Annotated in this window: 15 protein-coding genes and 3 pseudogenes; 6 read left to right on the top strand and 12 right to left on the bottom strand. The window is 63.3% G+C overall.

Going from position 1 to position 21,624, the window contains the following annotated elements; genetic code table 11:
* Positions 1-235: 235 nt before the first annotated feature.
* Positions 236-1,225, bottom strand: a complete 990-nt coding sequence (locus tag EL22_RS04310; RefSeq protein WP_050050312.1) for an NAD-dependent epimerase/dehydratase family protein — start codon at positions 1,223-1,225, stop codon at positions 236-238.
* Between the two features lie 160 nt (positions 1,226-1,385).
* Between EL22_RS04310 and EL22_RS04315 the strand changes: the two genes are divergently transcribed.
* Positions 1,386-1,745, top strand: coding sequence for a hypothetical protein (locus EL22_RS04315; protein WP_050050313.1), 360 nt, complete (start codon positions 1,386-1,388; stop codon positions 1,743-1,745).
* A 156-nt stretch (positions 1,746-1,901) separates the two neighbouring features.
* Here EL22_RS04315 and EL22_RS04320 read toward each other — a convergent pair whose 3' ends face one another.
* On the bottom strand, positions 1,902-2,699 hold the full coding sequence (locus EL22_RS04320) for a TrmB family transcriptional regulator (RefSeq protein ID WP_050050314.1): 798 nt from the start codon (positions 2,697-2,699) through the stop codon (positions 1,902-1,904).
* Between the two features lie 367 nt (positions 2,700-3,066).
* Between EL22_RS04320 and EL22_RS04325 the strand changes: the two genes are divergently transcribed.
* Both EL22_RS04325 and EL22_RS04330 read left to right on the top strand, forming a co-directional pair.
* Entirely contained in the window at positions 3,067-3,897 is an 831-nt protein-coding gene (locus EL22_RS04325; protein WP_197075841.1) for a TrmB family transcriptional regulator, read from the top strand.
* Between the two features lie 73 nt (positions 3,898-3,970).
* Complete coding sequence (locus EL22_RS04330; protein WP_050050510.1) at positions 3,971-4,405, top strand: DUF123 domain-containing protein; 435 nt, start codon at positions 3,971-3,973, stop codon at positions 4,403-4,405.
* 93 nt (positions 4,406-4,498) lie between these two features.
* Here the strand turns inward: EL22_RS04330 and EL22_RS15860 are convergent.
* Positions 4,499-4,768 (bottom strand): annotated as a pseudogene (locus EL22_RS15860) (response regulator); the annotation flags it as partial.
* A 72-nt stretch (positions 4,769-4,840) separates the two neighbouring features.
* Between EL22_RS15860 and EL22_RS04340 the strand changes: the two are divergent.
* Positions 4,841-5,509 carry an AIM24 family protein gene (locus EL22_RS04340; RefSeq protein WP_050050316.1) on the top strand — a complete coding sequence of 223 codons (669 nt, stop codon included), beginning with the start codon at positions 4,841-4,843 and terminating at the stop codon, positions 5,507-5,509.
* 129 nt (positions 5,510-5,638) lie between these two features.
* On the opposite strand, the pseudogene EL22_RS04345 reads toward EL22_RS04340, so the two are convergent.
* The 3 genes and pseudogenes from EL22_RS04345 to EL22_RS04355 form a co-directional block, all read right to left on the bottom strand.
* Positions 5,639-6,588: pseudogene (locus EL22_RS04345) on the bottom strand (M48 family metalloprotease).
* 195 nt (positions 6,589-6,783) lie between these two features.
* A complete protein-coding gene (locus EL22_RS04350) occupies positions 6,784-7,305 on the bottom strand; it encodes a hypothetical protein (RefSeq protein WP_050050317.1) in 522 nt (173 codons plus the stop codon).
* A 104-nt stretch (positions 7,306-7,409) separates the two neighbouring features.
* Entirely contained in the window at positions 7,410-7,904 is a 495-nt protein-coding gene (locus EL22_RS04355) for a hypothetical protein (RefSeq protein ID WP_050050318.1), read from the bottom strand.
* Positions 7,905-8,396: 492 nt separating this feature from the next.
* Between EL22_RS04355 and EL22_RS04365 the strand changes: the two genes are divergently transcribed.
* Positions 8,397-9,071 (top strand): helix-turn-helix domain-containing protein, encoded by a 675-nt coding sequence (locus tag EL22_RS04365; protein WP_050050320.1) that lies wholly within the window; start codon positions 8,397-8,399, stop codon positions 9,069-9,071.
* A 345-nt stretch (positions 9,072-9,416) separates the two neighbouring features.
* Here EL22_RS04365 and EL22_RS04370 read toward each other — a convergent pair whose 3' ends face one another.
* From EL22_RS04370 to EL22_RS04380, 3 genes and pseudogenes are all read right to left on the bottom strand, one after another.
* Positions 9,417-10,472: a hypothetical protein gene (locus EL22_RS04370; RefSeq protein WP_156184041.1), complete on the bottom strand. Its 1,056-nt coding sequence runs from the start codon at positions 10,470-10,472 to the stop codon at positions 9,417-9,419.
* 187 nt (positions 10,473-10,659) lie between these two features.
* Positions 10,660-11,412 (bottom strand): annotated as a pseudogene (locus EL22_RS04375) (TrmB family transcriptional regulator); the annotation flags it as partial.
* A 279-nt stretch (positions 11,413-11,691) separates the two neighbouring features.
* The gene (locus tag EL22_RS04380; RefSeq protein ID WP_050050322.1) at positions 11,692-14,949 is read right to left on the bottom strand and encodes an MMPL family transporter; all 3,258 of its coding nucleotides are present in this window, start codon (positions 14,947-14,949) and stop codon (positions 11,692-11,694) included.
* A gap of 424 nt (positions 14,950-15,373) precedes the next feature.
* On the opposite strand from EL22_RS04380, the gene EL22_RS04385 reads away from it, so the two are divergent.
* The gene (locus tag EL22_RS04385) at positions 15,374-15,973 is read left to right on the top strand and encodes an HdeD family acid-resistance protein (RefSeq protein WP_050050323.1); all 600 of its coding nucleotides are present in this window, start codon (positions 15,374-15,376) and stop codon (positions 15,971-15,973) included.
* Positions 15,974-16,056: 83 nt separating this feature from the next.
* Here EL22_RS04385 and EL22_RS04390 read toward each other — a convergent pair whose 3' ends face one another.
* The 3 genes from EL22_RS04390 to EL22_RS04400 are packed head-to-tail and all read right to left on the bottom strand — an operon-like array spanning position 16,057 to position 21,486.
* On the bottom strand, positions 16,057-17,757 hold the full coding sequence (locus EL22_RS04390) for a bacterio-opsin activator domain-containing protein (protein WP_050050324.1): 1,701 nt from the start codon (positions 17,755-17,757) through the stop codon (positions 16,057-16,059).
* 46 nt (positions 17,758-17,803) lie between these two features.
* Complete coding sequence (locus tag EL22_RS04395; protein WP_050050325.1) at positions 17,804-18,268, bottom strand: response regulator; 465 nt, start codon at positions 18,266-18,268, stop codon at positions 17,804-17,806.
* A complete protein-coding gene (locus EL22_RS04400; protein WP_050050326.1) occupies positions 18,265-21,486 on the bottom strand; it encodes a PAS domain-containing protein in 3,222 nt (1,073 codons plus the stop codon). Before EL22_RS04400 ends, EL22_RS04395 begins: the two co-directional genes overlap by 4 nt.
* Positions 21,487-21,624: the final 138 nt, after the last annotated feature.

Consider the following 21,624-nt stretch of genomic DNA (forward strand, 5'->3'; position numbering starts at 1 on the left):
CCTTGAACGGCGTAATAAGCCTTTTCCTACCAGACTAATTATCTATATGTTAAGAGAGTTGTGAACGCGTAAACGTTCGATCCTTTGCTCTCGGGTCGTTGCGAGAGTCGGGACGGACGACGCACGTTCGTTGCCGCTCCCCGTGTAGGCGCGGTGTAGCCACGGTATCTAGGCGATGTCGTCCGAATCGTAGACGCCGATTTGTCCGCGCTGTCTCGAGCCGCCATCGATCTCGTCACATCGTCTCGAGGATCCCGAGGACGCGTTCTTCCGCTTCCCGCCCCGGGTCGTGGTCCGCTCCGTCACGGTCGCTCTCTCTGTGGTCGGCGACCGACCGGTCGACGGCGGTCGACAGCAGCGTCGACTCCCAGCCCAGATCGGCGAGTTTCGCCGTCGAAAGGACGTGGGGGTAGGACCGATAGAACGGAAAGTCGGCGGGTTCGAGTTCGCCGGCCTCGAGTTCGCGGCGGCCCGCGTCGACGACCTCGACGGACGTGTCCAGCGCCGACGCGATTAGCTCGATCGATTCCTCGAGCGTGACGAGTCGCCGGTCACCGACGTTGTAGGCCTCGCCCGGCTCGCCGCGCTCGGCGACGATCCGTAGCGCGCTGGCGACGTCCTCGACGTAGGCTCGGTGCCAGACGTTCGTCCCGTCGCCGGGGACGAGGACCCGATCGTACTCGTTCACGCGGTCGATCCAGAAGTCCAGCCGTTCGGTGTAATCGTGGGGCCCGTAGACGATGCAGGGTCTAACCGACATGGCGTTGACGCCGCGCTCTGCGGCCGCGAACACCGCCCGGTCGCCCTCGGCCTTTCGATTCCCGTACGTTTCGCTCGAGTCGTCGGTCTCCTGGTCGGTCGTACAGGGCTCGAGGGCCGTCTCGCCCTCTCGCTTTGGAATCTCCTCGCTCCCGTACGCTGCGCCACTCGAGACGTAGACGTACGCGTCGGCGTCAGCGAACAGCCGCGTCGCCGCACGCACGTCCTTCGGGTGGTAGGCGACGCAGTCGAAGACCGCGTCGGGGTCGACGGCCGTGGCCGTGGCCTCGAGCGCCGAGTCGTTCGTTCGGTCGCCCTCGCGGTGGGTGACCCGGTCGTCCTCCGCGAACGGGTTTTCGTGGGTCCCGCGGGTGAATATCGTCACGTCGTAGTCGTGCTCGAGCAGTTCCTCGACGAGGTGGCGGCCGATAAAGCGGGTGCCGCCGATAACGAGTGCGCGTTCCATGATCGTCCCAAGGACGGTCACCGGGAAAACGATAGTGAAGACCGCTGGATGACGAGGTGTGAGGATTCGGGTTAACACCACTGCTTTCCCCAGTGGGGCCGAATATTCACATCCATGTTCCTGCGAGCGAATGTCCCGTCTGAACATGGTGGGACTTTCTATGAACGTCAACACACGGACTATCTCGACCGAGACAGTACTCCATTTGGTCGCCGACCCCCGGCGACGAACCATCCTCCGCCAACTCCGCGAGAACGGTGGTGTCATCGAAATCGAAACCCTCGCCGACGTCGTCACCGAGCGGTCCGCTCGGTCGAGTCCGAGCACAGAGACCGATCCACCGACCTCGAACACGGATGACCAGCGAATCGCTCGAGCCGAACTTCATCACACTCACCTCCCGCAGTTAGCCGATGCGGGCGTTATCGAATACGATAGCCGAACCGGGACCGTCAGGTACCGCTCTCACGAGCGGGTCGAAGCGCTCCTCGGATTCGTCTCGAGGCGACTCGAAGAGTAGTTGCTGCGGTAGTGACCTCGAAGAGTAGTCGTCGCGTTAGTGACTCGAGTACCAGCGGCTGAGTTCGTGGCCCAAGTACCAGCGGCTGAGTCAGTGACTCGAATAGTAGTTAGCGAGTTAGTGCTCCCACAGCGCCAATCGTGTCTTCGACGTGACTCACTCGTCTCTATTCCCGTCGAGTTGCCACGTGAATATCGCCTTCAGCACCATTACCAGACTGTTCGTCTCACCCGTCCCCCAGATCGCCGTCTCGTCGCGATGTCCGGGCGGCTCTGTGCCGTCTTCGGCCACGAGGACGCTCGCCAGCGTCTTCTCTTGATCGATCATCGAAAGGCGTCCGGCGGGCATATCCGACCAGTCCCACAGCGAGTCGAACGGTTCGGCGTTCGGGATCGACTGGCGAATCTCCGCGGTCGCAGCCGGCGACATCCCTGCAACCCGAATCATAACGCCCCGATCGGACGCCGCCCGAAGCGCGTCGGTGAGCGTCTCACAGAGGAGGGCTTCGACGGTCATGTACACGATTTCGTCCGTCGCCTCCTCGATGAACGACAGGAGCCGTTCGGTGATCGTTTCCCGCCCCGTCACGGTCCAGACGCCTCGTTGTTCCGACGACAGCGTTTTCGGCTCGAGCGAATCGAGCGCGTCCGTCAGCTCGTTCGCTCGGTGGACGTAGTCCTGTTTGAACCGCCGGCCGGCGGTCTCCGCGGAGATGGCGACGAATCGCCTGGGGCTCGAGTGCTGTACATCGACGAGGCCGCGGTCGCGCAACTCCGCGGCTGCATCGTACACGCGCGTTCGCGGAACCTCGGAGACGTCGCTCACGTCCTGGGCCGTTCCGTCGCCGAGGCTGACGAGCGCGACGAACGTCCGGGCGGCGTAGGCGCTCAGTCCGAACGCCTCGAGTTGTGTCGCGGCGCGAGACTCTGGTTCATCTCCCGTATTCTGGGACATAATCGAAATGGGTCGTCGGTATGGAAATCTCCCCGAAGGGAGTCCGGTACACGGCGACAGCGTGGTTGGGACCCTACTTGAAGCCGCGTACCGGTTCCCACTTCACAGTCACCCCGTATATCTCTGTTGTGATTATCTGAGTGAAAACACCTACCGATTCGTTCGGTCGCCACACATTCGAGGGTCGTGTCGACTTCGCGCGTTGTATCAGACCCCCTCTTGGGGGCGGAAACGGAGTCTCTCTGGGGTTCGTAGCAGACCGGACTAACATGGCGTTTCCGTGAGATCGTGCCAAGCGGAAGGTGTTTTCACGTGGAGCGGTAAATGGTACTCAGCTACTGGATGTCCGGTGGTGGGGTTGGGACCCATGGATGAGCTATCGAACCACGAAGAGGCAGTCGAACTGCTCCAACAGCTCGGGCTACAGGAATACGAGGCGAAGGCCTTCGTCGCACTGACCCGTCTCCGACAGGGGACTGCAAAGGAGATCAGCGAAGTTTCGGACGTTCCTCGTACTCGCGTGTACGACGCGGTGCGAGTGCTCGAGTCGAGCGGACTGGTCGAGATCCAACACTCGAACCCGCAGCGATTTCGGGCCGTTTCCGTCGCCGAAGCGGACGACACGCTCCAGCAGAAGTACGACTCGCGGACGGACTCGCTCAGAGACTCGCTCGAGGCGATCGATTCACTATCCACGAACGCCGAAACGGACGTCACCCATGAGGTGTGGTCGCTGTCAGGAATGGCCGGAATCACGAGCCGAACACAGCAGTTGATCGACGACGCCGATCAGGAACTGGTCTTCGTCCTCGGGGACGATGACATTTTCACCGAACAACTAATTGAGCGGATCAGGGCGGCCCAACAGCGCGGTGTCACCGTCATCATCGGAACGACGGCGGAGTCGATCCGCGAACGCGTACAGGATGAACTACCGGGAACCCAGGTCTTCGTGTCGGGTCTTGCGTGGCTTTCGGGCTCTCTCTGGTCGGGCGACGACACGGAGATCAGTCGGCTACTTCTGGTCGACCAGAGTTCGATTCTGGTGAGTACCTTCCACGAATCGTCGTCGGGCGAACACGAACGCGAGCAAGCTGTCTTCGGCCGCGGGTTCGACAACGGCCTCGTCGCGATCGCACGCCGCCTGATGGCGACCGGGTTGCCCGCCGTCGAGGACCCCGGTACCGACGAGACGTAACCTATTGCCCGAATCGGGACTCGATCGAACCGACTCCGTTTTTGCCGTCGGAACCGACCGTCGACTCGAACGCATGCGTGGAACCTACGTTCTCGTTCTCTCTCTTGAGCGACCGACGACCCTCGAGGTCGGGTCGCTGGGACCGATCGCGTTCGACGCCGGAACCTACGCCTACGTCGGCAGCGCGTTCGGCCCCGGCGGATTCTGCCGCGTGGATCGCCACGCCGAACTCGCCCGCGGCGAGCGCGAGACGCGCCACTGGCACGTCGACTACCTGCTCGGGTGCCCCGACGCGACCCTCGAGAGCCCCGTCTTCTTTCCGGACGAACGACGAGAGTGCGAACTCGCCCGGTCGATTCCCGGCGATCGATTTCGGGGGTTCGGTTCGTCGGACTGTGAGTGTGCGGGACACCTCATCGACGCGCCGTCTGACCGCGACGTTCTCGAAGCGTTACTCGAGAGCGGTGGGTGCCTCGAGGCTCCCTCGAGCGAGTCGAACGTCTCCTGACAGTGCGAGTGACGCGAGTGTGTCTCGGCGGCGACGGTGGGGGATGGAACTCGTCGAACCTACGGGGGCGACGGCGGGAGGAACCTCGTCGAACTACGGTGGCGACGGCGGGAGGTGGACCTCGTCGAACCAGAACGACTCGATCGTTTCGACCATCTCGACGAACTCGTCGGGGCAGTCCGGTTTCGTGAGGTACGCGTTGGCGGACAGTTCGTAGCTCTTGAGAATGTCCTCGTCGGCGTTCGAACTCGTGAGAACGAGGATCGGAATCCGGGGGTGATCGCCGTTCTCTCTGAGTTTCTCGAGGACCGCGAATCCGTCGGTCTTCGGGAGATTGAGATCCAGCAGTAACAGCTGCGACCGACACCTGTTGCCGACACAGAAACTACTAATGAAAACCTATATGACCGGACGAGAAACCTCACGTCTGTTATCATGGAGTTACAAGAGTTTACGCAGTCTAACGCACCAGACGAAGGCGGCGATGGATTTCAAAAGGAGAACAACCGGTTGCTCGATATCCCGCTCGACGGAACCGTGATGGTCAAAGCCGGATCGATGGTCGCCTACACCGGCGACATCACGTTCACGGGAAAATCGTCTGCCGAAGGTGGTCTCACCGGAATGGTAAAGGAGGCCGTCAGCGGGGAAGGGACGCCTATCATGGAGGCGACGGGAAACGGCCACCTGTATATCGCCGAACAGAGCAAGAAGGTCCAGTTACTCGACCTCGATGCCGACGAATCGATCTCGGTCAACGGAAACGACGTTCTCGCGTTCGAAACGAGCGTCGACTACGAGATCAACACCGTCAAGAGCATCTCGGGGATGGCGGCGGGCGGCCTGACGAACGTCTACCTCTCGGGTCCGGGGGAAGTCGCGATTTCGACCCACGGCGATCCGCTCGTCGTGACGCCGCCGGTCTACACGGATCCGGATGCGACGGTCGCGTGGAGCGCGAATCTCTCCCCGTCGTTCGAGACGAACAAGCTGTTCGAGATCGGTCAGACCTCCGGCGAATCGGTTCAGATGGAGTTCACTGGATCGGAGGGGTTCGTCGTCGTCCAGCCGAACGAAGAAGGGTCCGTAACACAGGCCCAGTGAGTGACGTCAACCGTGCCGTTTCGCCTCGAGCGACGTCACCGACAACTCGAGGCAGGGCGATACCCTCTGAAACGGCCGCGTTGACATCCTCCCCGCCCTGAAACCAAGCGTTCTCCGTATCCCCCGTAATTAGCTCGCCTCCACCGCTCGCTGTCGGTCCCGCAACGCGGCGATTCGATCCTCCGTCGACGGGTGGCTGCCGAACAGTCGTCGCTCGAGTCGGTGGAGTCGCCGTCGAAGCTCCCAGTAGGCTGGCTCGGTCTCACCGTCGGGCCCGAGCATGACCTTCTCCAGTTCCGTCGGCTCGAGCGGGAGGATCGACAACGAGGAAACCCCGGAGACCTGCCGGAGGTCACGAGCGGGCGTCTCGGATATGTGATGGTCTAACTTCCCGAGGCATCGGCGAGGGCGGCCGGCGACCCAGTTATCTCCGCCGCCGCTCGATCGGCGGCGACCTCTCTGGCTCTCGAGAGGTGGGCCGTGATCGTTCTGCCGACGACCCAGATCACGGCCGACAGCGCCGCAAGCGGAACGATGATGACGATCGTCCATCCGGGCCGCTCGATCGCCGTGATCCGCGATCGCATCCCGTCGGCGAGAACGACCGGGAGGGAAACGACAGTCATCACCATCGCATCCCTGTTTTTGACGTGTGCGAGTTCGTGGGCGATCACCGCCTCGAGTTCGGCGGGTTCGAGCGATTCGACCGTCCCGAGCGAGAGGATCAGGTGGACAGAGTCCGGCCGAAAGCCGACGGTCAGGGCCTCTGGCGTCTCCCGCTCTGAGACCGCGATGGTCGGGACGGGAACGTCGAGCTGGGCGGCGACGCGGGTCGTCGTCTCGTAGAGGTCCGGTGCCGTTTCTCGGTCCACGGGGTGGGCGTCCGCGAGCCGTTCGACCGTTCCGAGATGCGTGTACTCGAGATACCCGATCGTCAGTAGCGCCCCAGCGGTAACGATGAAGGCAATCTGTGGTGCGAAAGAGCTCTCGACGACGGCCAAGAGCGCGTAGAAAACGATCCAGACGCCCGCGAGTAGTCCGATCGTCACGACCGACAACCCGAGTATGGCGGCGACCATCCGAAGGCGGAGACTCGCTGCTCGAGTGGACATGGTCGTGTCGTTTCGCTGCTAGAATATAGTACTGCCTGACACGATCTTCGTCACGTCCGTGTGACTGCCTGCCGGGTGGGCGAATCGGTCGTTTCTCGATTTATATGAGAGAGCGATCTCGCAGTATTCAGACGAGATGGCGACCCACACCGCTCGGCAGGACTACTCGTCCACGCCTAACTCCGGGTCAGCGTCCGAGTCGGCGACCGCGGCCTCGAGTAACGTCTGGCGATCCTGAAAGTACGCTGGCGCGTCGTGGTCGGCTTCGAACTGGATCACTCGCTCGAGTGCGTCCCGCCACTCCTCGTCGCCCTGTTGTAGTGTCGTCGCGAGATCGGTGTAGTCGGCAGCGAGACTCTGAAAGGCGTCCATTCGGGCCTGTTTCGCCTCGACGATGGTCTGTTTTTGCTCGAGATCTGCTTCGAGTTCCTCGATCGCCTCGAGGTCGACCTCGGGTTCGCGACCGCCGGGACCGACAGCCGAGGAAGGGGATTCGGGGCCGGTCACCGAGTCCGGACGCTCCTCGAGGCGCGTTCGGATCGCCGCCATCTCGTCGTCGATCTCGTCAAGTAATGCGTCGGCTTCCGCGCCCATCCGCTCGACGGATCCCGAGAGCAAGCCCGCCTGCGTCCGGCAGTACTCGAGGAGTTCGTCGACCGACACCGAATTCGCGTCCTCGCCCATACTCCACATTGGGACTCGGGGTGCAAGTCAGTTGGGTCACTGGTCGGAAAACGAACGTGACGGAGGTCGTCGCCGTTCGACGAGCGACCCACACCGAGACGCCCTCACTGGCGGGTCGACAATAGAAAGCAAATGCCGTAGAGCGATCCGAGAATCCCGCCGAACACCACGAGGCCGATCAGAGTCGGTCGGTGGAAATACGGGAACGGCCGCTCGAAGCCGACGACTCTCCCCCACAGCGGCACCAGCGTGGCGACGAGCGATCCCCAGAGAACGATCCCGTACAGGAGTCCGGCGACGGCCGTCGCGATCGGAAAACCGATAGGACGCTCGAGACTCGTCACGCCGAACGGATCGAGACGCGAAAGCAACAGTACGACAGCGAGAAAGGCGATCCCGGCGACGAAGCTGTGGAGGAAGTGAAACGCCCACGCGACGGCCACGTCGTCCTGCCTGTACAGGGTGGCGACCGCCGTCATTCGCCCGGTTCGGTGCAGGAAGACTCCGAACACTAACCCGGCGATGAGCGCGCCGATCACGGCGCTGGCGAAGGCTTCGTCTTCGGCCTCTCGCATGTCGACCGCTCGTCCGACGGACATCTGTGCAAGTCCCCTCGAGCGATCGGTCGTTTGTTATTGCTTCGATACGAACGGTGCGCGAGCGCTTTCCATCGAGCGGTTCGAGAGTTACGCTCGAGGGTTTCGACGGCGACGTTCGTCCTTTCGACGGGGTCGGATACGAGCGAACGGGCTTCGGTCGAGACCTCGATCGCAATCGGGGTCTACCGGTCGGGGGCTCGAGACGGTTGCTGTCGGTAACCTGTTCTTACAGCCGAATAGCTTCTATTCCGAACGCTCAGGGCCGCTCATACGCTGTCTTAAACGACCGGAGTACCAAAGCCCGCCGGTCAATCTGCTCGATGCTGTTCGTTCATCTCACTTCGATCCGCTCTGGGGACGCTTCTTCGACCGACCCCCGCCCCCGATCCGGATCGGATGAGATACTATGATACGATTCGAGTCCTCCACAGACCGCGCCAGTAGTACCAGTACGCATCCGGACTCGAACGTCCGTCCTACCGGTGAGAGACGATGACGACGATCGCGGAGATAACGGTCACCGCCGCCGATTTCGCGCTCGCAGACACCTGCCAGTCCACCCCCGAGCTCGAGCTTCGAGTCGAGAGCATCGCCGGGGAAGGACACCAACCGATGCCGCTCATCTGGTTCTCGAACGTCGATCGCGAGACTGTCGAATCCGCGCTCGCGGACGATCCGACCGTGTGCGAATTTCGGCAACTGCTCACCAGTTCCGACGGTACGGAGCGACTCTATCGCCTCGAGTACGACTCGAGCGTCGTCGACGTGTGCGATTGTGTCTTCGACTACGACGGCTCGATACTCGAGGCGAGCGTCTCGAACGGCCAGTGGACGCTCAGACTACTTTTCCCGCGTCGAGAGAGCCTCTCGAGTGCGATGGGGGCCATCGAGGGCCACGAGGTCACCGTCGACGTCCGACGGATGGTCGAGGCGGGCCGGAACGCCGACCTCGAATCGAGCGCGGCGCTGACCGAACCCCAGCGCGAAGCGATCGCGGAAGCCTACCGGCAGGGCTACTACGACGTTCCGCGCGAGATCTCGCTCGAGGAACTTGCACGGGAGCTGAACATCTCGCATCAGGCACTGTCCGAACGGCTCCGTCGGGCGAATCGCGTGCTCGCCGGCGAACAACTGAATCAGCCGCGAGGCGAGATCGTCCGGAACTAGGCGAGCGGACTCACCGTGTGCGAACCGACCGACGGAACGTATCAATACTCACGCTAGTCGCGGAGTAGTGACGGTTCGGTCACCATACAGACGCTGTAGTGGATCCCCCACGACGGTTCGACGCTGCCTGTCATGGCGACAGCCTGCGGTTAGCTACGTAGGGGCACGTGGTACCAGTAGCGCGTGGGCACCTCGTCTCCGACATCGCCCACACATCCGCGAGAACTGTCCGAAAGCGACCGCACGTTTCGACGAAACCGGTCGCTCGCCCTGTGAGCGCCGGGTCCCGTCTAACGGCGTCATCCGGCGTCTTTTAGACGAATTCGAGGAGAACCCTCGCCCACCTCAGAAATACGCCTGTGTCCGAACGGTTCCCGACACGGTCACCGCTCGACCGTCTTCCTCGACCGAGTAGTCCTCGAGCGTCGCGAACTCGTCGCCGAGATCGCGATTACGCTCGATGTACGACTCGACGTCGTCCGCGACCGCGTTTCGTTCCGATTCATACAGGAAGACGGCGGAAATCTCCGCCGACTCGCCGTCGATCGAACTCGCCCTCGAGCGACCGATGAGTCCCGTTTCCCACCCGGCTTCCTCGCTCCCAGTTCCGAACCGTTCTTCGGGGTTTTCGGTTAGCACCCCGCTGTTGATGTGGCCCTGATCGAACTGCGATAGCAGTTCGTTGGCGTCGTCATCGTCGGTTAGACGCGGAGAACCATCGACGTTCGCGTCGATCGCGATCTCGAGAACCGTGAGGTGATCGATGTTACTCCGGTCGGACGTGATCTGAATAATCACTTCCTCACCGACGCCGATCGCGGCGGTTCCGGTCTCGTAGAAATCGTACCCCTCGTATTCTCCTTCCCCCGAGAGGCCGTCGCCGGCCCAGTCCTCGAGGGTGTCTTCGACTGCGTCGGCTTCGAACGCACCCCCGAGGATGTCGATGGTGACGGTGGAGCGTTGCTGTGCTGTAGTCGTCTCGCCAAACTGGTTCTGGCGAGTGTACTCCCACTCCCACGCGAGGTTCTGGGAAAGCTGCCAGTCGAGATCGGAGGCAGGAACGCCGACCCGTTCACGAAGCTGGGCTACCGAACCGCCCTGTAGTTGCTGGTACCCGTCAAGTTCGTCCGCGTAGTCGAATATCGGTTCGGGGAGGACGTACTGGAACCCCGCGTCGGTTCGCGTACTTTCCGAAATCTCGAAGTCTTGGTTCCCCGACGTATCCAGTATCTCCTCGAACGCTGGGTCGGCGAGCCAGTTGCCCATCGACACCCCACCGTAGTCGTCGCCCCCGACGAACGGGATACTTCCCGTACAGCCGGCGAGACTCGCAATCCCCACTGTTGCAATGCCTGTACTGCCGCGCCGGATGAGACTCCGGCGTGATAGGTCTTCCCCCATAGTCACAAATTTGATAGTATGGATGAATAACTATTCCGGTTCGGACAATATTCAGTTCAACAGGACTGTCTTTGTCGATCATCAGTTATTACCATCATACTTATCAATAGTTTGTCGGCAGCTCTCAGCAGCCACCTCCTGCTGGCGCGCTCGAGGTCAGTCCGGCTCGACGGCAGTAACGGAGCCGCTAGGCCAGCCGCTCGAGCGTGTCCTCGTTGGCCTCGATCAGTTGGATCAGGACGGACGCGAACAGCGATTCGACGCTCCAGATCGCGGTCTCGCTCCCGTCGTCGTCGACGACGCTCAAGAGCACGCTGTCGTCGTCGACGACGGCGATCCGTCCGGATCGTTCGTCTTCCGTTCGCGGTTCGCACGGTTCGTGAACGCGGACGTTTTCACAGTCCGCGAGTCGCTCGCGAACCGACGGTGCGGTGCTGATGGCGGTGACCGAGACATCGTCGCCCGCCTGGTCCTCGAGAACGCGCCCTATTTCGGAGTCGAATAGCGCCGGCAATCGGACGGCGAAGACGATCCGCTCGTCGGCGTTCGAAAGCAGGTCGACGATGCGATCGTCGACGCGCCCGCGCCCTCGAACCGTCCAGATCTCTTCGGTGGTCTCCTCGGTCGGCGTTTCCGCCTGCACGCACTCGACGTACTCGAGGGCCCGATCCTGTTCGCGTTCGAACCGCGAACGAAGCGTCTCTCTGGCTTCCTCGACCCGGACCGGTCGGTATCGGATCGGACTGGCGTGGTGGACCTCGAGCAGGCCGCGTCGCTCTAAGTTCTCGGCGACGCTGTAGACCTGCGAGCGGGGAACGTCGGTGACCTCGGCGACGTCGCGCGCCGTTCCCGACCCCAGGCGGTGAAGCGCGATGAAGACCTTCGCCTCGTAGCCGGTGAGCCCGAGGCATTCGAACGCCTCGACCGCGCTCCCTTCGTCGTTGGCGCGCGGTGCGTCGTCGGCGCGTACGGCGTTATCGGTGGGTTGTGCGTCGTCGCATACCGTGTTATCGGTGCTCGGAGCATCGTCAGAACGCGGTGTGGCGTCCGACTCCGACCGCTCACTGGCCTGTCCCGAGCCATCCGCTTCGGCCGGGCGCGCCGACTCGCTGGCTTCGGACTCGTCGTCATCTTCCGTCACGGTCATCACCTCGTCTGCGGGCGCGGGCCGCCATCTCGAGTCGCTTTCTCCACGGCAACTCACGACGCTGGGGATTCGTCATCGCTCGTCACCGTCCGAACCAGCGGACTCGGCTTCCTCAGACTGGAGTTTGGGGCGGCCGCCGTCGCTCGCCGCGGTCGCGGACGCCGGTCGGCTCGAGGGATCGAAGGAGACATCCGGCCCGAAATAGCGCGTCCAGAACACGAGCAGTGTCGGCAAGACGACGACGCTGGCGAGGAACGCGTACGTGATCGTCAGCGCGGTGATGATCCCGAACTGTCTGAGCACGGGCAGGATCGCGAACGCGAGCGTGCCAAAGCCGCCGATCGTCGTCGCCGCGCTTCCAAGCAGCGCGCCGCCGGTTCCGGTGACGGTCGTGTACATCGCGTGCCAGACGTTGCCCTGGCGCTCGAGTTCGAGAGTGTAGCGGGCGCTGACGTGGATGCTGTAGGCCACGCCGAGCCCGATAGTCAGGCTCGTGATCATCCCCGTCAGGACGTTAAACGGCATCCCGATGAGGTACATCGTCCCGAGGATCCAGCTCACCGAGAACGCGACCGGGAGCAACGTTACGGCACCCAGCGTCGCGCTGTTGCCGGTCAGTCGGTAGGCCACGGAGAGGAAGACGAAGACGGACACGAGCGTGATCGCGAGACTCTGCAGGACCGTCTCGAGCAGGTCCTGTTCGACGACGTAGCTGACGACCGGGTCGCCCGTCGCGATGGCACTCCAGCGGCCGTCGGGTTCGGTGACGAACTGGTCGCCGCCCCCGCCGCTGTCGCCGATTCCCGCGGCGATCGTTCGCATTTCGTCGGTCGTCTCGTCGAAGCCCGCGTCCCCGTCGATGGCGACAACCATGCGGACGGACTCGTACTCGCCGTCGTCAGTTCGGTGGATGACCTGGGTTGCGCCCTCCTCGTTGACCTCGAAGAGTTCGTCGTACAGCGCGGAGACGTTCTCGTCGGGCACATCGTCGCCGTTCGTGTCCGCGGCGGCGTACGACTCGTTGAACGACTCGTTCTGCGCGGCGGTCTCTTCCATCACCGAGAGCGGGCTCTGCACGTCAGCCTCGCCGTTTGCGAGCGTATAGGCGACGTCGCTTTCGGCCGCCTCGGCTTCCGCGTCTGCTACTCGCTCGAGCGTCTCGTCGTCGGTCACCGCCCCGTGCGTGAGTATCTCGGCTTGCGAGTCAGCACGCTGGAAGTTCTCGTTGACGTAATCGAGGTCGTCGGTGGCCTGGTACTCGCCGGGGCTCATCGGTCCGGGCAGGTTCTCAGTCCACCCGGGCGGGCTCTCCGCGAGGAAGTCCTCCTGGTTGAAACTGGTGTCGACCTGCGTCGCGCCGTAGACGCCGCCGGCGGTCAGCAACAGGACGGCGACGATGAGAATCAGCGGGGCCTTCCGCGCCGCAGTCGATCCTACGGCCAGGACGTCGCTGAAGCGCCCCTCACCGGTCCCGAACGCCCGCTTTCGCCGGTCGTAGCCGCGGGCCTCGAGGAACGAGTCGATCTCGATTTTCGCCGCGGGGACGAGCCCGCCGAAGACGATCAACGCGGCGACGATACCGACGGAGCTCACGATACCGAACTCCTGAATCGGGCCGATGGGACTCACGAGGTTCGCGAGGAAGCCGATGGCGGTCGTCGCGGTGACCCAGACAAGAGCGATGCCGACGCCCGCGAGCGCGATCCGCATCGATCCGCGTACGTCGTCCGGCTCCTGTTTCCCGCCGGTCGCCTCGGCTCCCGACTGCGCGGTCGAGCCGCCCTCCACCCCGCGTTGCTCACGGTGGCGCATGAAGACGTGAATCGCGTAGTCGATAGAGAGCCCGATAAGTAAGACCGGGACGGCGACGAACATCTGGTTGAACGCGATCCCCGCCCACCCCATGAACCCGAACGTCCAGAGCAGGACGGCCCCGATGCCGGCCACTCCGAGGACGATGTCGATCGGATCGCGGTAGGCGACCGCGAGCGCGGCGACGACGAACAGGAGCGCGAGCGGGCCGACGATGGCCAGACTGTCCGCCATCGAGCCGTCGATCTCGTCGGTGAGAATGCCGCCGCCGAAGACGATGTAACCGCCCGCGAGTTCGTCGTCGTCGTAGTCGGTCGCGAGTTCGCGGATGTCGAGTTGGCTCTCGACGATTCGGTCGCTAACCGCGCCCATCTCCGCACCGCCGCTCCCGCCGCCCGAACCGGACTGGGTGATCAGGGTCATCCGCGCGTCAGCCTCGGTCGAGCCGGGTTCGTACGACGAGGGCATCAGTCCGAGCGCTGTGTCCCCGCCCGATTCGGCGTCGTCGCTCAAGGTCCGCTCGACGGCGTTTTCGAACTCCTCATCGTCGAGGCCCTCGAGCGCCTCGATCTGTTCTTCGAGCGAGGGCCGTTCGCTATCTTGGCCGCTCTCCTCGAGCGCCGCTTGCTCCTCCTCGAGTTGCTCGGATTCAGACTCGAGGGCCGCGTACTCGTCCTCGAGGACGCCCATCGTCGCGGCGGTGTAGACCTCCTCCATTTGCGCCGTCAGTTCGCTGTAGGCCTCCTGCTCCTGGACCTGTTCGCCGTACTCGGCCTCGAGTGCGGCGAGTTGGGACTCGATCGAGCGGGCGTTCTCGACCGCGTCTTCGTAGGCGGCGGTCTGTTCCTCGTCGAGTCCCGCGGTCGCCTCGGAGACGGTTTCGTCTATCTGTGCCTCGTACGCTTCGGCCTGGGCCTCGTACTCCGGACTCCCGGGCTCGGCCGTCGCGTTCAACTCCTCGTAGGCGCGCTGGGTTTCGCGAACGTCGTCGATACCCGCGCTGAGTCGCTCGCTGGTCGCGTTGAGTTCGGCGCTTCGGTTCTCGAGTTCGCTCCCCCGCTGTTCGAGTTCGGCGACCTGCTCGTCGGCGATCGCGGTGTAGGCCACGAGGTTCTCGACGCCGACGATCGGGTTCTCATCGGCGAGGGTGTCGTTGATCGACTCGTCGTCCCGAAGTTCCTGCTGGAACTCGAGCGAGGCGAGCAACGACTCCCGGGAGAGGGCGTTCTCGCTCGAGACGTTGACGGACGACGCGTCACCACCGTCGACGGCGTCGCTGTCGGTCGTATAGATCAACTGGACGCTCGTCGTGTTCGCCGCCTCCTCGGACGTGAAGTTCTCGTCGATGTAGGCCTGGGCCTTCCCTTCCGGCGAGTCGCTCTCGAACTGGTCGAGCGAGGAATCGTCGTCGACCATCGTCGCCCCCGCCCCCACGAGCGCGGTCAGCACCAAGAGGACGACGAGGACCGTTTTGGTACGTGCCGTTACGACATCGGCGATGCGGTCGGGAACGCTCATCGACGCGGCCCTCCGAAGAGAGCGCTGGGCTCGGCGGAAACCATTCTGTTGTTACGATCCTACAAAACGCTCGGTCAAGTACTTATTGGGAATCTAACATAATCGTGAAAGTCGCAACTGTTGACGAATCTGGGAATAATCGGGGGGAAGGACCTGATTCAATCGTATCTGAGTGTCCTCCTGAAAGAATAATATTTTATTTTGATATATTCGGGAGCGACGTCCCCGATTTGATCCGTCGTCGTGTGACGGCTCGACGCTCGGTTTCGTTCGTTCATCGAAAAATATGACCTGGAAACGAACAGATCTAAAACTCTCATACTGTCCGTCACGGACCCAGACCGGTCCATCGTCCGGAACTACTATCAAATAACGAATATACCTATATTTACTCTCGAGTCGTATTTACTGTCGGTGTAAGACAATGAGTTCTACCACGACCACAGACGAATCGACTCCCGGATACTCCCTCGAGCGCGGGTGGCGCACGCTCGCACTCGCCGGCGGCGTTATCGGACTACTCGGCCTCTTTGCGATCGCGTTACCGGTCGTAACCGGCCTCTCGGTAGCCGTCGTGCTGGGCGCGGTGCTCATCGTGAGCGGGATCGTCCACGGCGCGCACTCGGTGACGACCCGCGGCTGGAAGGGCTCCGCCTGGCAACTCGCGGTCGGCGCCGTGAGCCTCGTCGCCGGGCTGTTCGTCCTCGCGAACCCCGTTATCGCGCTCGTGAGCCTGACGCTCCTGCTCGTCGCGTACCTGGTGGTCGACGGGATCGCCGAACTCTGGATGGCGACCCGCATGGCCGGCGAGCCAGGCCGCGCGACGATCGGCGCGAGCGGCGCGGTCTCGCTCGTGCTGGCGGCGCTGCTCTGGGCCGGTTTCCCCGCCGACGCCGCCTGGGCCATCGGCCTGATCGTCGGCGTGAGCCTCCTGTTCACCGGGATCTCGATGGCCGCCGTCGCCATCTCCGGTCGACGCGGCGACGAGACGACCGCCCCCGCGGGCGAACCCCGCCGGGCGTGAGCGCTCGAGGCAGCGATTTTCACTATTTTGGCGATTGTAAGTAGCTGGCGCCACTGTGGCTGGTTGGGAGCGCAGATCTGGGGCTACGAGCCGTCCTCTCTCGAGGACTCGAACATCGACTCAAAGAATTTTCGCTCCGCGGTCCGCAAGTGCTGGTTGAGCGTCGCCGGAGAGATGTCGAGTCGCTCGGCGATCTCCTCGCCGGTGCTGCCCCGTGGCCAATCGAAGTAACCGGCGGCGTAGGCCGTCTCGAGCGCGACGCGCTGTTTGTCCGTGAGCTTTTCTTCGAGCACGGACTGTGCACCCAACTCGTCTGTTTCGCGTTGATCGTAGGATCGCTGGGACAGGTAACTGATGCCCTCGTGACTGTCCCGGACGAGTTCGACGATGCGGCGGGTGTCACGACCCTGCGGGAGTTGTACCACGAATCGAAACTCGCCGTCGTCGATCGTCACGGACGAGACCCGGCCGCCGTGGGTCGCGATGGTCTCGAACAGGGAATCGACGATGGGGGCGACCAGTTCGAACTGGAACTGATCGTCGCCCTTCGTGAGGAATCGAACGTCTTCGAACCGCGTCGTCCGGTCGATGGCGTCTTCGAACGTGTCTTGAGACACGCCGTCGGCCGAGCCGTACGCCAGCAGCGTTTCGCCCTCCCAGATCAGGCGATCGAACCGGACCGTTACCGACGCTTCCGTCGAGAGGTCGACGAGCGGGTCCGCGAGGTCGTCGATCTGGAACTCGAGTTCGACGACGGCGTCGCTGACGAGCGCTTCCCGACGCTCGATCGCCGTGATCGCGTGTCCGATGACGTCGCCCAACCGAGAGAGCACGTCGCGTTCGGGGCCGGAGAACGCGTTGACTGTCGTCGAATACACGATCAGGACGCCGTAGACGAGCTCCTCGTGGCTGATCGGAACCGAGGCGACGGAGCGATAGCCGTACTCCAGTGCGACCTCGCGCCACGGTTTGAAGTCGGGATCGGTCCGCACGTCGGCGGTGATCTGGACCTCCTGTGACCGCAGTGCGCTTCCACCGGGGCCCTGCGCGAACTCGTCGTCGCCGGCGGTGACCGTGATTCGCTCGAGATACTCTTCGTCGGAACCCGCTTTCGAACGCGGCGTGACCTCGTCGCTACCCGGATTCAGGCCGCCGATCCAGGCGAACTGGTAGGCGTCGGAGTCGGCGAGGCGGTCACAGACCTGCTGCTCGAGTTCCCGTCGCGTGTCGCTCGTAATAACCGCGTGGGTCGTATCGTGAGCGATCCGGTTCAGCCGGTTGAGCGACTCCATCTGCCGTCGGCGTCGCCGGCGTTCGCGGCGCTGTCGGGCGCGCTCGATCGCATGGTATATCGTCCGAACCAGAAGCGGGGTCGTGACTTCGTCCTTGACGAGGAAGTCCTGTGCGCCGCGTTGGATCGCCCGAACACCGATCTCCTGATCGCGAACGCCGGTCAACACGACGATCGGCACCGATTCGGCCGTCTCGTGGACCGCCTCGAGCGTCTCAAGGCCGTGGCTGTCCGGCAAGTTCAGATCGAGCAAAACGACATCGATGCGCGTCGTCTCGAGGGTCTCGAGACCGTCCTCGAGGCGTGACTCGCAGGTGATCGTCGGCCGGTCGCCCGCCCGCTCGTCCAGGTCGAACCGCTGGGTGAGTTCCTCGGAATCCCGAAGCATTTCGCGGATCAATCGCGCGTCGCCGGGGTTGTCCTCGATCAGCAGGACGTGGATCGCCCGATCGGCGGCGGCCTCGTTCGCGTCCGTCGCCGTCTGTCGGTTCACCGGGTCGGAGTCCCGACCTCCGCGCGCTCGTGGGGGCTCGTGCTGGTCACTGTGAATCGTCCTCCGGCGGTAACCGGACCATCGAAAACCAGAACTTCTCGAACGTTCGGACGGTCTCGATGAACGCGTCCGGATCGACTGGTTTCGTGAGGTAGGCGTTCGCACACAGATCGTACGACGTGATGACGTCCTCTTCGGCCTGCGAACTCGTCAGGACGATCACCGGGATCCGCCGGAGCATTGGGTCGTCCTGCAGTTCCTCGAGAACCTCCTCGCCGTTCATCCGAGGCAGATTGAGGTCCAGCAAAACGAGGTCGGGCCGCGGCGCGTCCGCGTACTCACCTTCCTGGGAAAGGTACTCGAGCGCGTCGACGCCGTCGGAGACGACGTCGAGTTCGATTTCGATTCGGCCGCGTTTGAACGCCTCTTTCGTCAGTCGAACGTCGCCGGGATTGTCTTCGACGAGCAGGATTCGAGCCGGTTCGGCGCTGGAAGTCGGTCGCTTTGTCATTGCTGTAGCGGTGCTGGGAGTTGGACTGAGAACGTCGACCCGTCCGTACCGTTCGAATCGACCCAGATTCGACCGTCGTGTCGTTCGGCGATTCGCTGGCAGAGCGCGAGTCCGATTCCAGCCCCAGCGTACTCTTCGATGCTGTGAAGTCTGTTAAACACCTCGAAGATCCGGTCTGCGTCGGCCGGGTCGATTCCGATTCCCGAATCGCGCACCGAAATCGTCCACGATGACTGGGACTGCTCGGCGAAAACGGTCACGCGCGGCGACTCCCCGCCGGCGTAGGTGAGCGCGTTATCGAGGAGGTTCTGAAACAGCTGTCGCAGCTGTCCCGGGTCGCCGTAGACGGTCGGGAGCGATTCGATGGTAATCTCGGCGTCGGTCTCGTCTATCTTCATCTCGAGATCGGCTAACACGTCCTCGAGGAGCCGCTCGCAGTCGACCGGTTCGAACGGATTCCCGCCGGTATCGACCCGCGAGTACGCGAGCAGTCCGTCGATCATCTCCTGCATCCGGTCCGCGCCGTCGACGGCGAAGTCGATAAACTCCGTTCCCTCTTCGTCGAGTACGTCGCCGTACCGGCGCTCGACGAGCGTGAGATAGCTCGAGACCATCCTGAGTGGTTCCTGCAGGTCATGGGAGGCCGCGTACGCGAACTGCTCTAAGCGTTCGTTCGACTCCTCGAGTTCGTCGACGAGCCCCTCGAGTTTTCGCTTGGAACGAACCCGCTCGGTGATGTCCTGTACCATCATCATGCCGGCGAACACCGTCCCGTCCTCGTCGCTGATCGGAAGCGTGTGTGCGTGCCAGTGCGAGTCGAGATACTCGAAGTCGAACGACCGTCGTTCCCCGTCCAGGGCGGCCCGAAAGTGCGGCTCGAGTGTCGTCGCGAGCGCCGCTGGGTACCGCTCCCAGAGCGTCGCGCCGACGATATCGTCGACGGTGGTGTCGACAGGGTGAACAGACTGTCCGCCGACGAGCGTGTAGCGCAGTTCCTCGTCGAACAACGCGACCGCACCGTTCGGGAACTGCTCGACGAGGGTCCGGTATCGGCGCTCGCTCTCCTCGAGTGCGCGCTCGCGGGCTTTCCGCCGTGAGATGTCCCGCCCGATGCCGGCGAGCACCGTCTCCCCCTCGGGCGTCTCGAGGGCCGAGACGACGAACTCGTACTCGAGCGTCTCGCCGTCTCGCGTTCGAAGCGGCGTCTCGGTCCGGATCTGGCCCGCTTCGAATCCATGTTCGATCGCGCGTTCGACGGTGTCGTCCGCGAGCGCGAAGAACGTCGAGACGTGAACCGACTCGAGTTCGGCCGGCGAATATCCCGTTATTTCGGGGAGCGTCTCGTTCCAGCGTCGAAGCCGGCCGTCCTCGTCGACGATACAGAACACGTCGTCGATCGTATCGAGTACGGCGTCGATGTACCGAACGTATCGCTGGAGGTGCTTTTCACGGCGCTGGCGGCCGAGTTCGTAGCTCACCCACTGGGTGATGAGCTCGACGAACGTCTCTTCGGTCTGCGTAAACGGCGCGGACCGCGGCGACGTATCTTCGAAACAGAGCGTTCCGTATCGTTCGTCGTCGACGATCACTTCGCCGCCGAGATAGCAGTCTAACTCCCACCGATCGTAGACCTGATCGTCAATCGCGTCCGTCGCGTCGACCGTCGAAATGTCGGCAAATCCGAACAGGCCATCGGTCTCGAGCACCCGCTGACAGTACGTCTCCGACAGCGGCGCGACCGATCCCGGATAGATAGTCTTGCTCTCGCCGCTGGCGTGTGTCACCTCGAAGCGATCCGACTCCAGATCGGTCTTGGCAAGGTAACCGACCTCGAGGCCGAGCCGTTCGCGCCCGATCTCGAGCATCCGATCGACCTTCTCGTCGAACGACCGGCGTTGGTCCGACGCGATGGCGTACAGCCGATGCAGCGTTTCGGTGTTGTGCTCGCGTTCTCGTTCGATCGCCTTCTGCTCTGAGATATCCTGGAAGTAGACCGACAACCCCGTCTCGGAGGGGTGGGCGTTGATCTCGAACCAGCGCTCGAGGGGAGCCGGATAGTAGAATTCGAACGACGTCGGCTCCTGGGTCGCCATCGCCCGCTCGTACTCCGTGCGCAACGTCGAATCGGCCGTCCACTCGAAGGCTTCCCAGATCATCTCGCCGACCAGCCCTCGATCGTGAAAGTCGATCAACTCCTCGGCGCGGTCGTTGAGGTACGTGAACCGCCAGTCGTCGTCGAGCGAGTAGAAGGCGTCGGTGACCCGGTCGAGGGTCGTCTCGAATTCGTCCTCGAGATGGGTTCGGTCGGTTACGTCTTCGAGCGAGTACACCGCACCGTCGAACTCGCCGTCCTCGTCGGTCAACGGCGCGCAGTGTGCCGATAGCCACACCCGCGTTCCGTCGGGGTGGTCGATCCCCAGCCGCTCGCCGTAGACCGCCTCACCCGTCTCTTCGACCTGGGAAAACGGCATCGCATCGCCCGTTATCGGGTCGCCGCTGGCGTCGACGAGATTCCACCGGTCGTCGTCGTGATCGTAGGATCGGAGCGTCTCGAGGGGGCGACCGAGGAGTTCTTCCCCGCGGCTGTTCGCGAAGACGTTCCGGCCGTCGGCGTCGATGACGGTGATTCCGACCGGACTTGTCTCGACGATGCGGTCGGTGAGCGTCTCCGCGGCCCGCAGCGACCGTTTCGTTCGTCTGGTATCGATGGCCGACGCGAGGACGGTCCCGACGGATCGGAGGAACGCCTCTTCGTGGTCGTCGAACTCCCGTCGCTCTGTCGTGTACGCGCCCAGAACGCCCCACAGATCGTCCGCCGGGCCGATTCCAACGCAGAGCCCGCTCTCGAGTTCGTGGGCGTCGAACAGTTCCGGGCCGTCGAACCGAGGATCGGCCGCGAGCTCCGCGACGGCGACCGGCACCGCAGACAGCAGGTCGGGCGTCCCGTCGGACTCGTCGTTGGCCGGGATCGTTGCGGTCTCGACGGACCCCGACTCCCAGCCGTGGCCCGCCCGCAGGCACAACTCGTCGTCCCCGTCGATCGCCTCGAAAACCCCACAGCAGTCGGCCGGAAGCGTCTCTGCGACTACTTCGGCTCCCTCGTCCAACAGCTCGTCGACGTCGTCGGTCTCGAGGGCCCGCTGCCCGAGCGCAGCGACGGCCTCCTGCTGTCGAGTGCGAGATTGCAGAGCAGCTCGATGGTGGTCGGAGGTCGCCATGGTAGAATGGATTGAAAGAGAGGACCGAGCGGTGTAAATGTAGCGCTCGACCAGTTAGACTGACAGAAAATCGGTTTCAGTTGATCGTCGGGCGACGCCGTCGGGGTCGACGGACGACCTCCGCGTTCCGACACCGCG

It is taken from the genome of Halostagnicola sp. A56, from assembly GCF_000691505.1.
Taxonomy (GTDB): domain Archaea; phylum Halobacteriota; class Halobacteria; order Halobacteriales; family Natrialbaceae; genus Halostagnicola.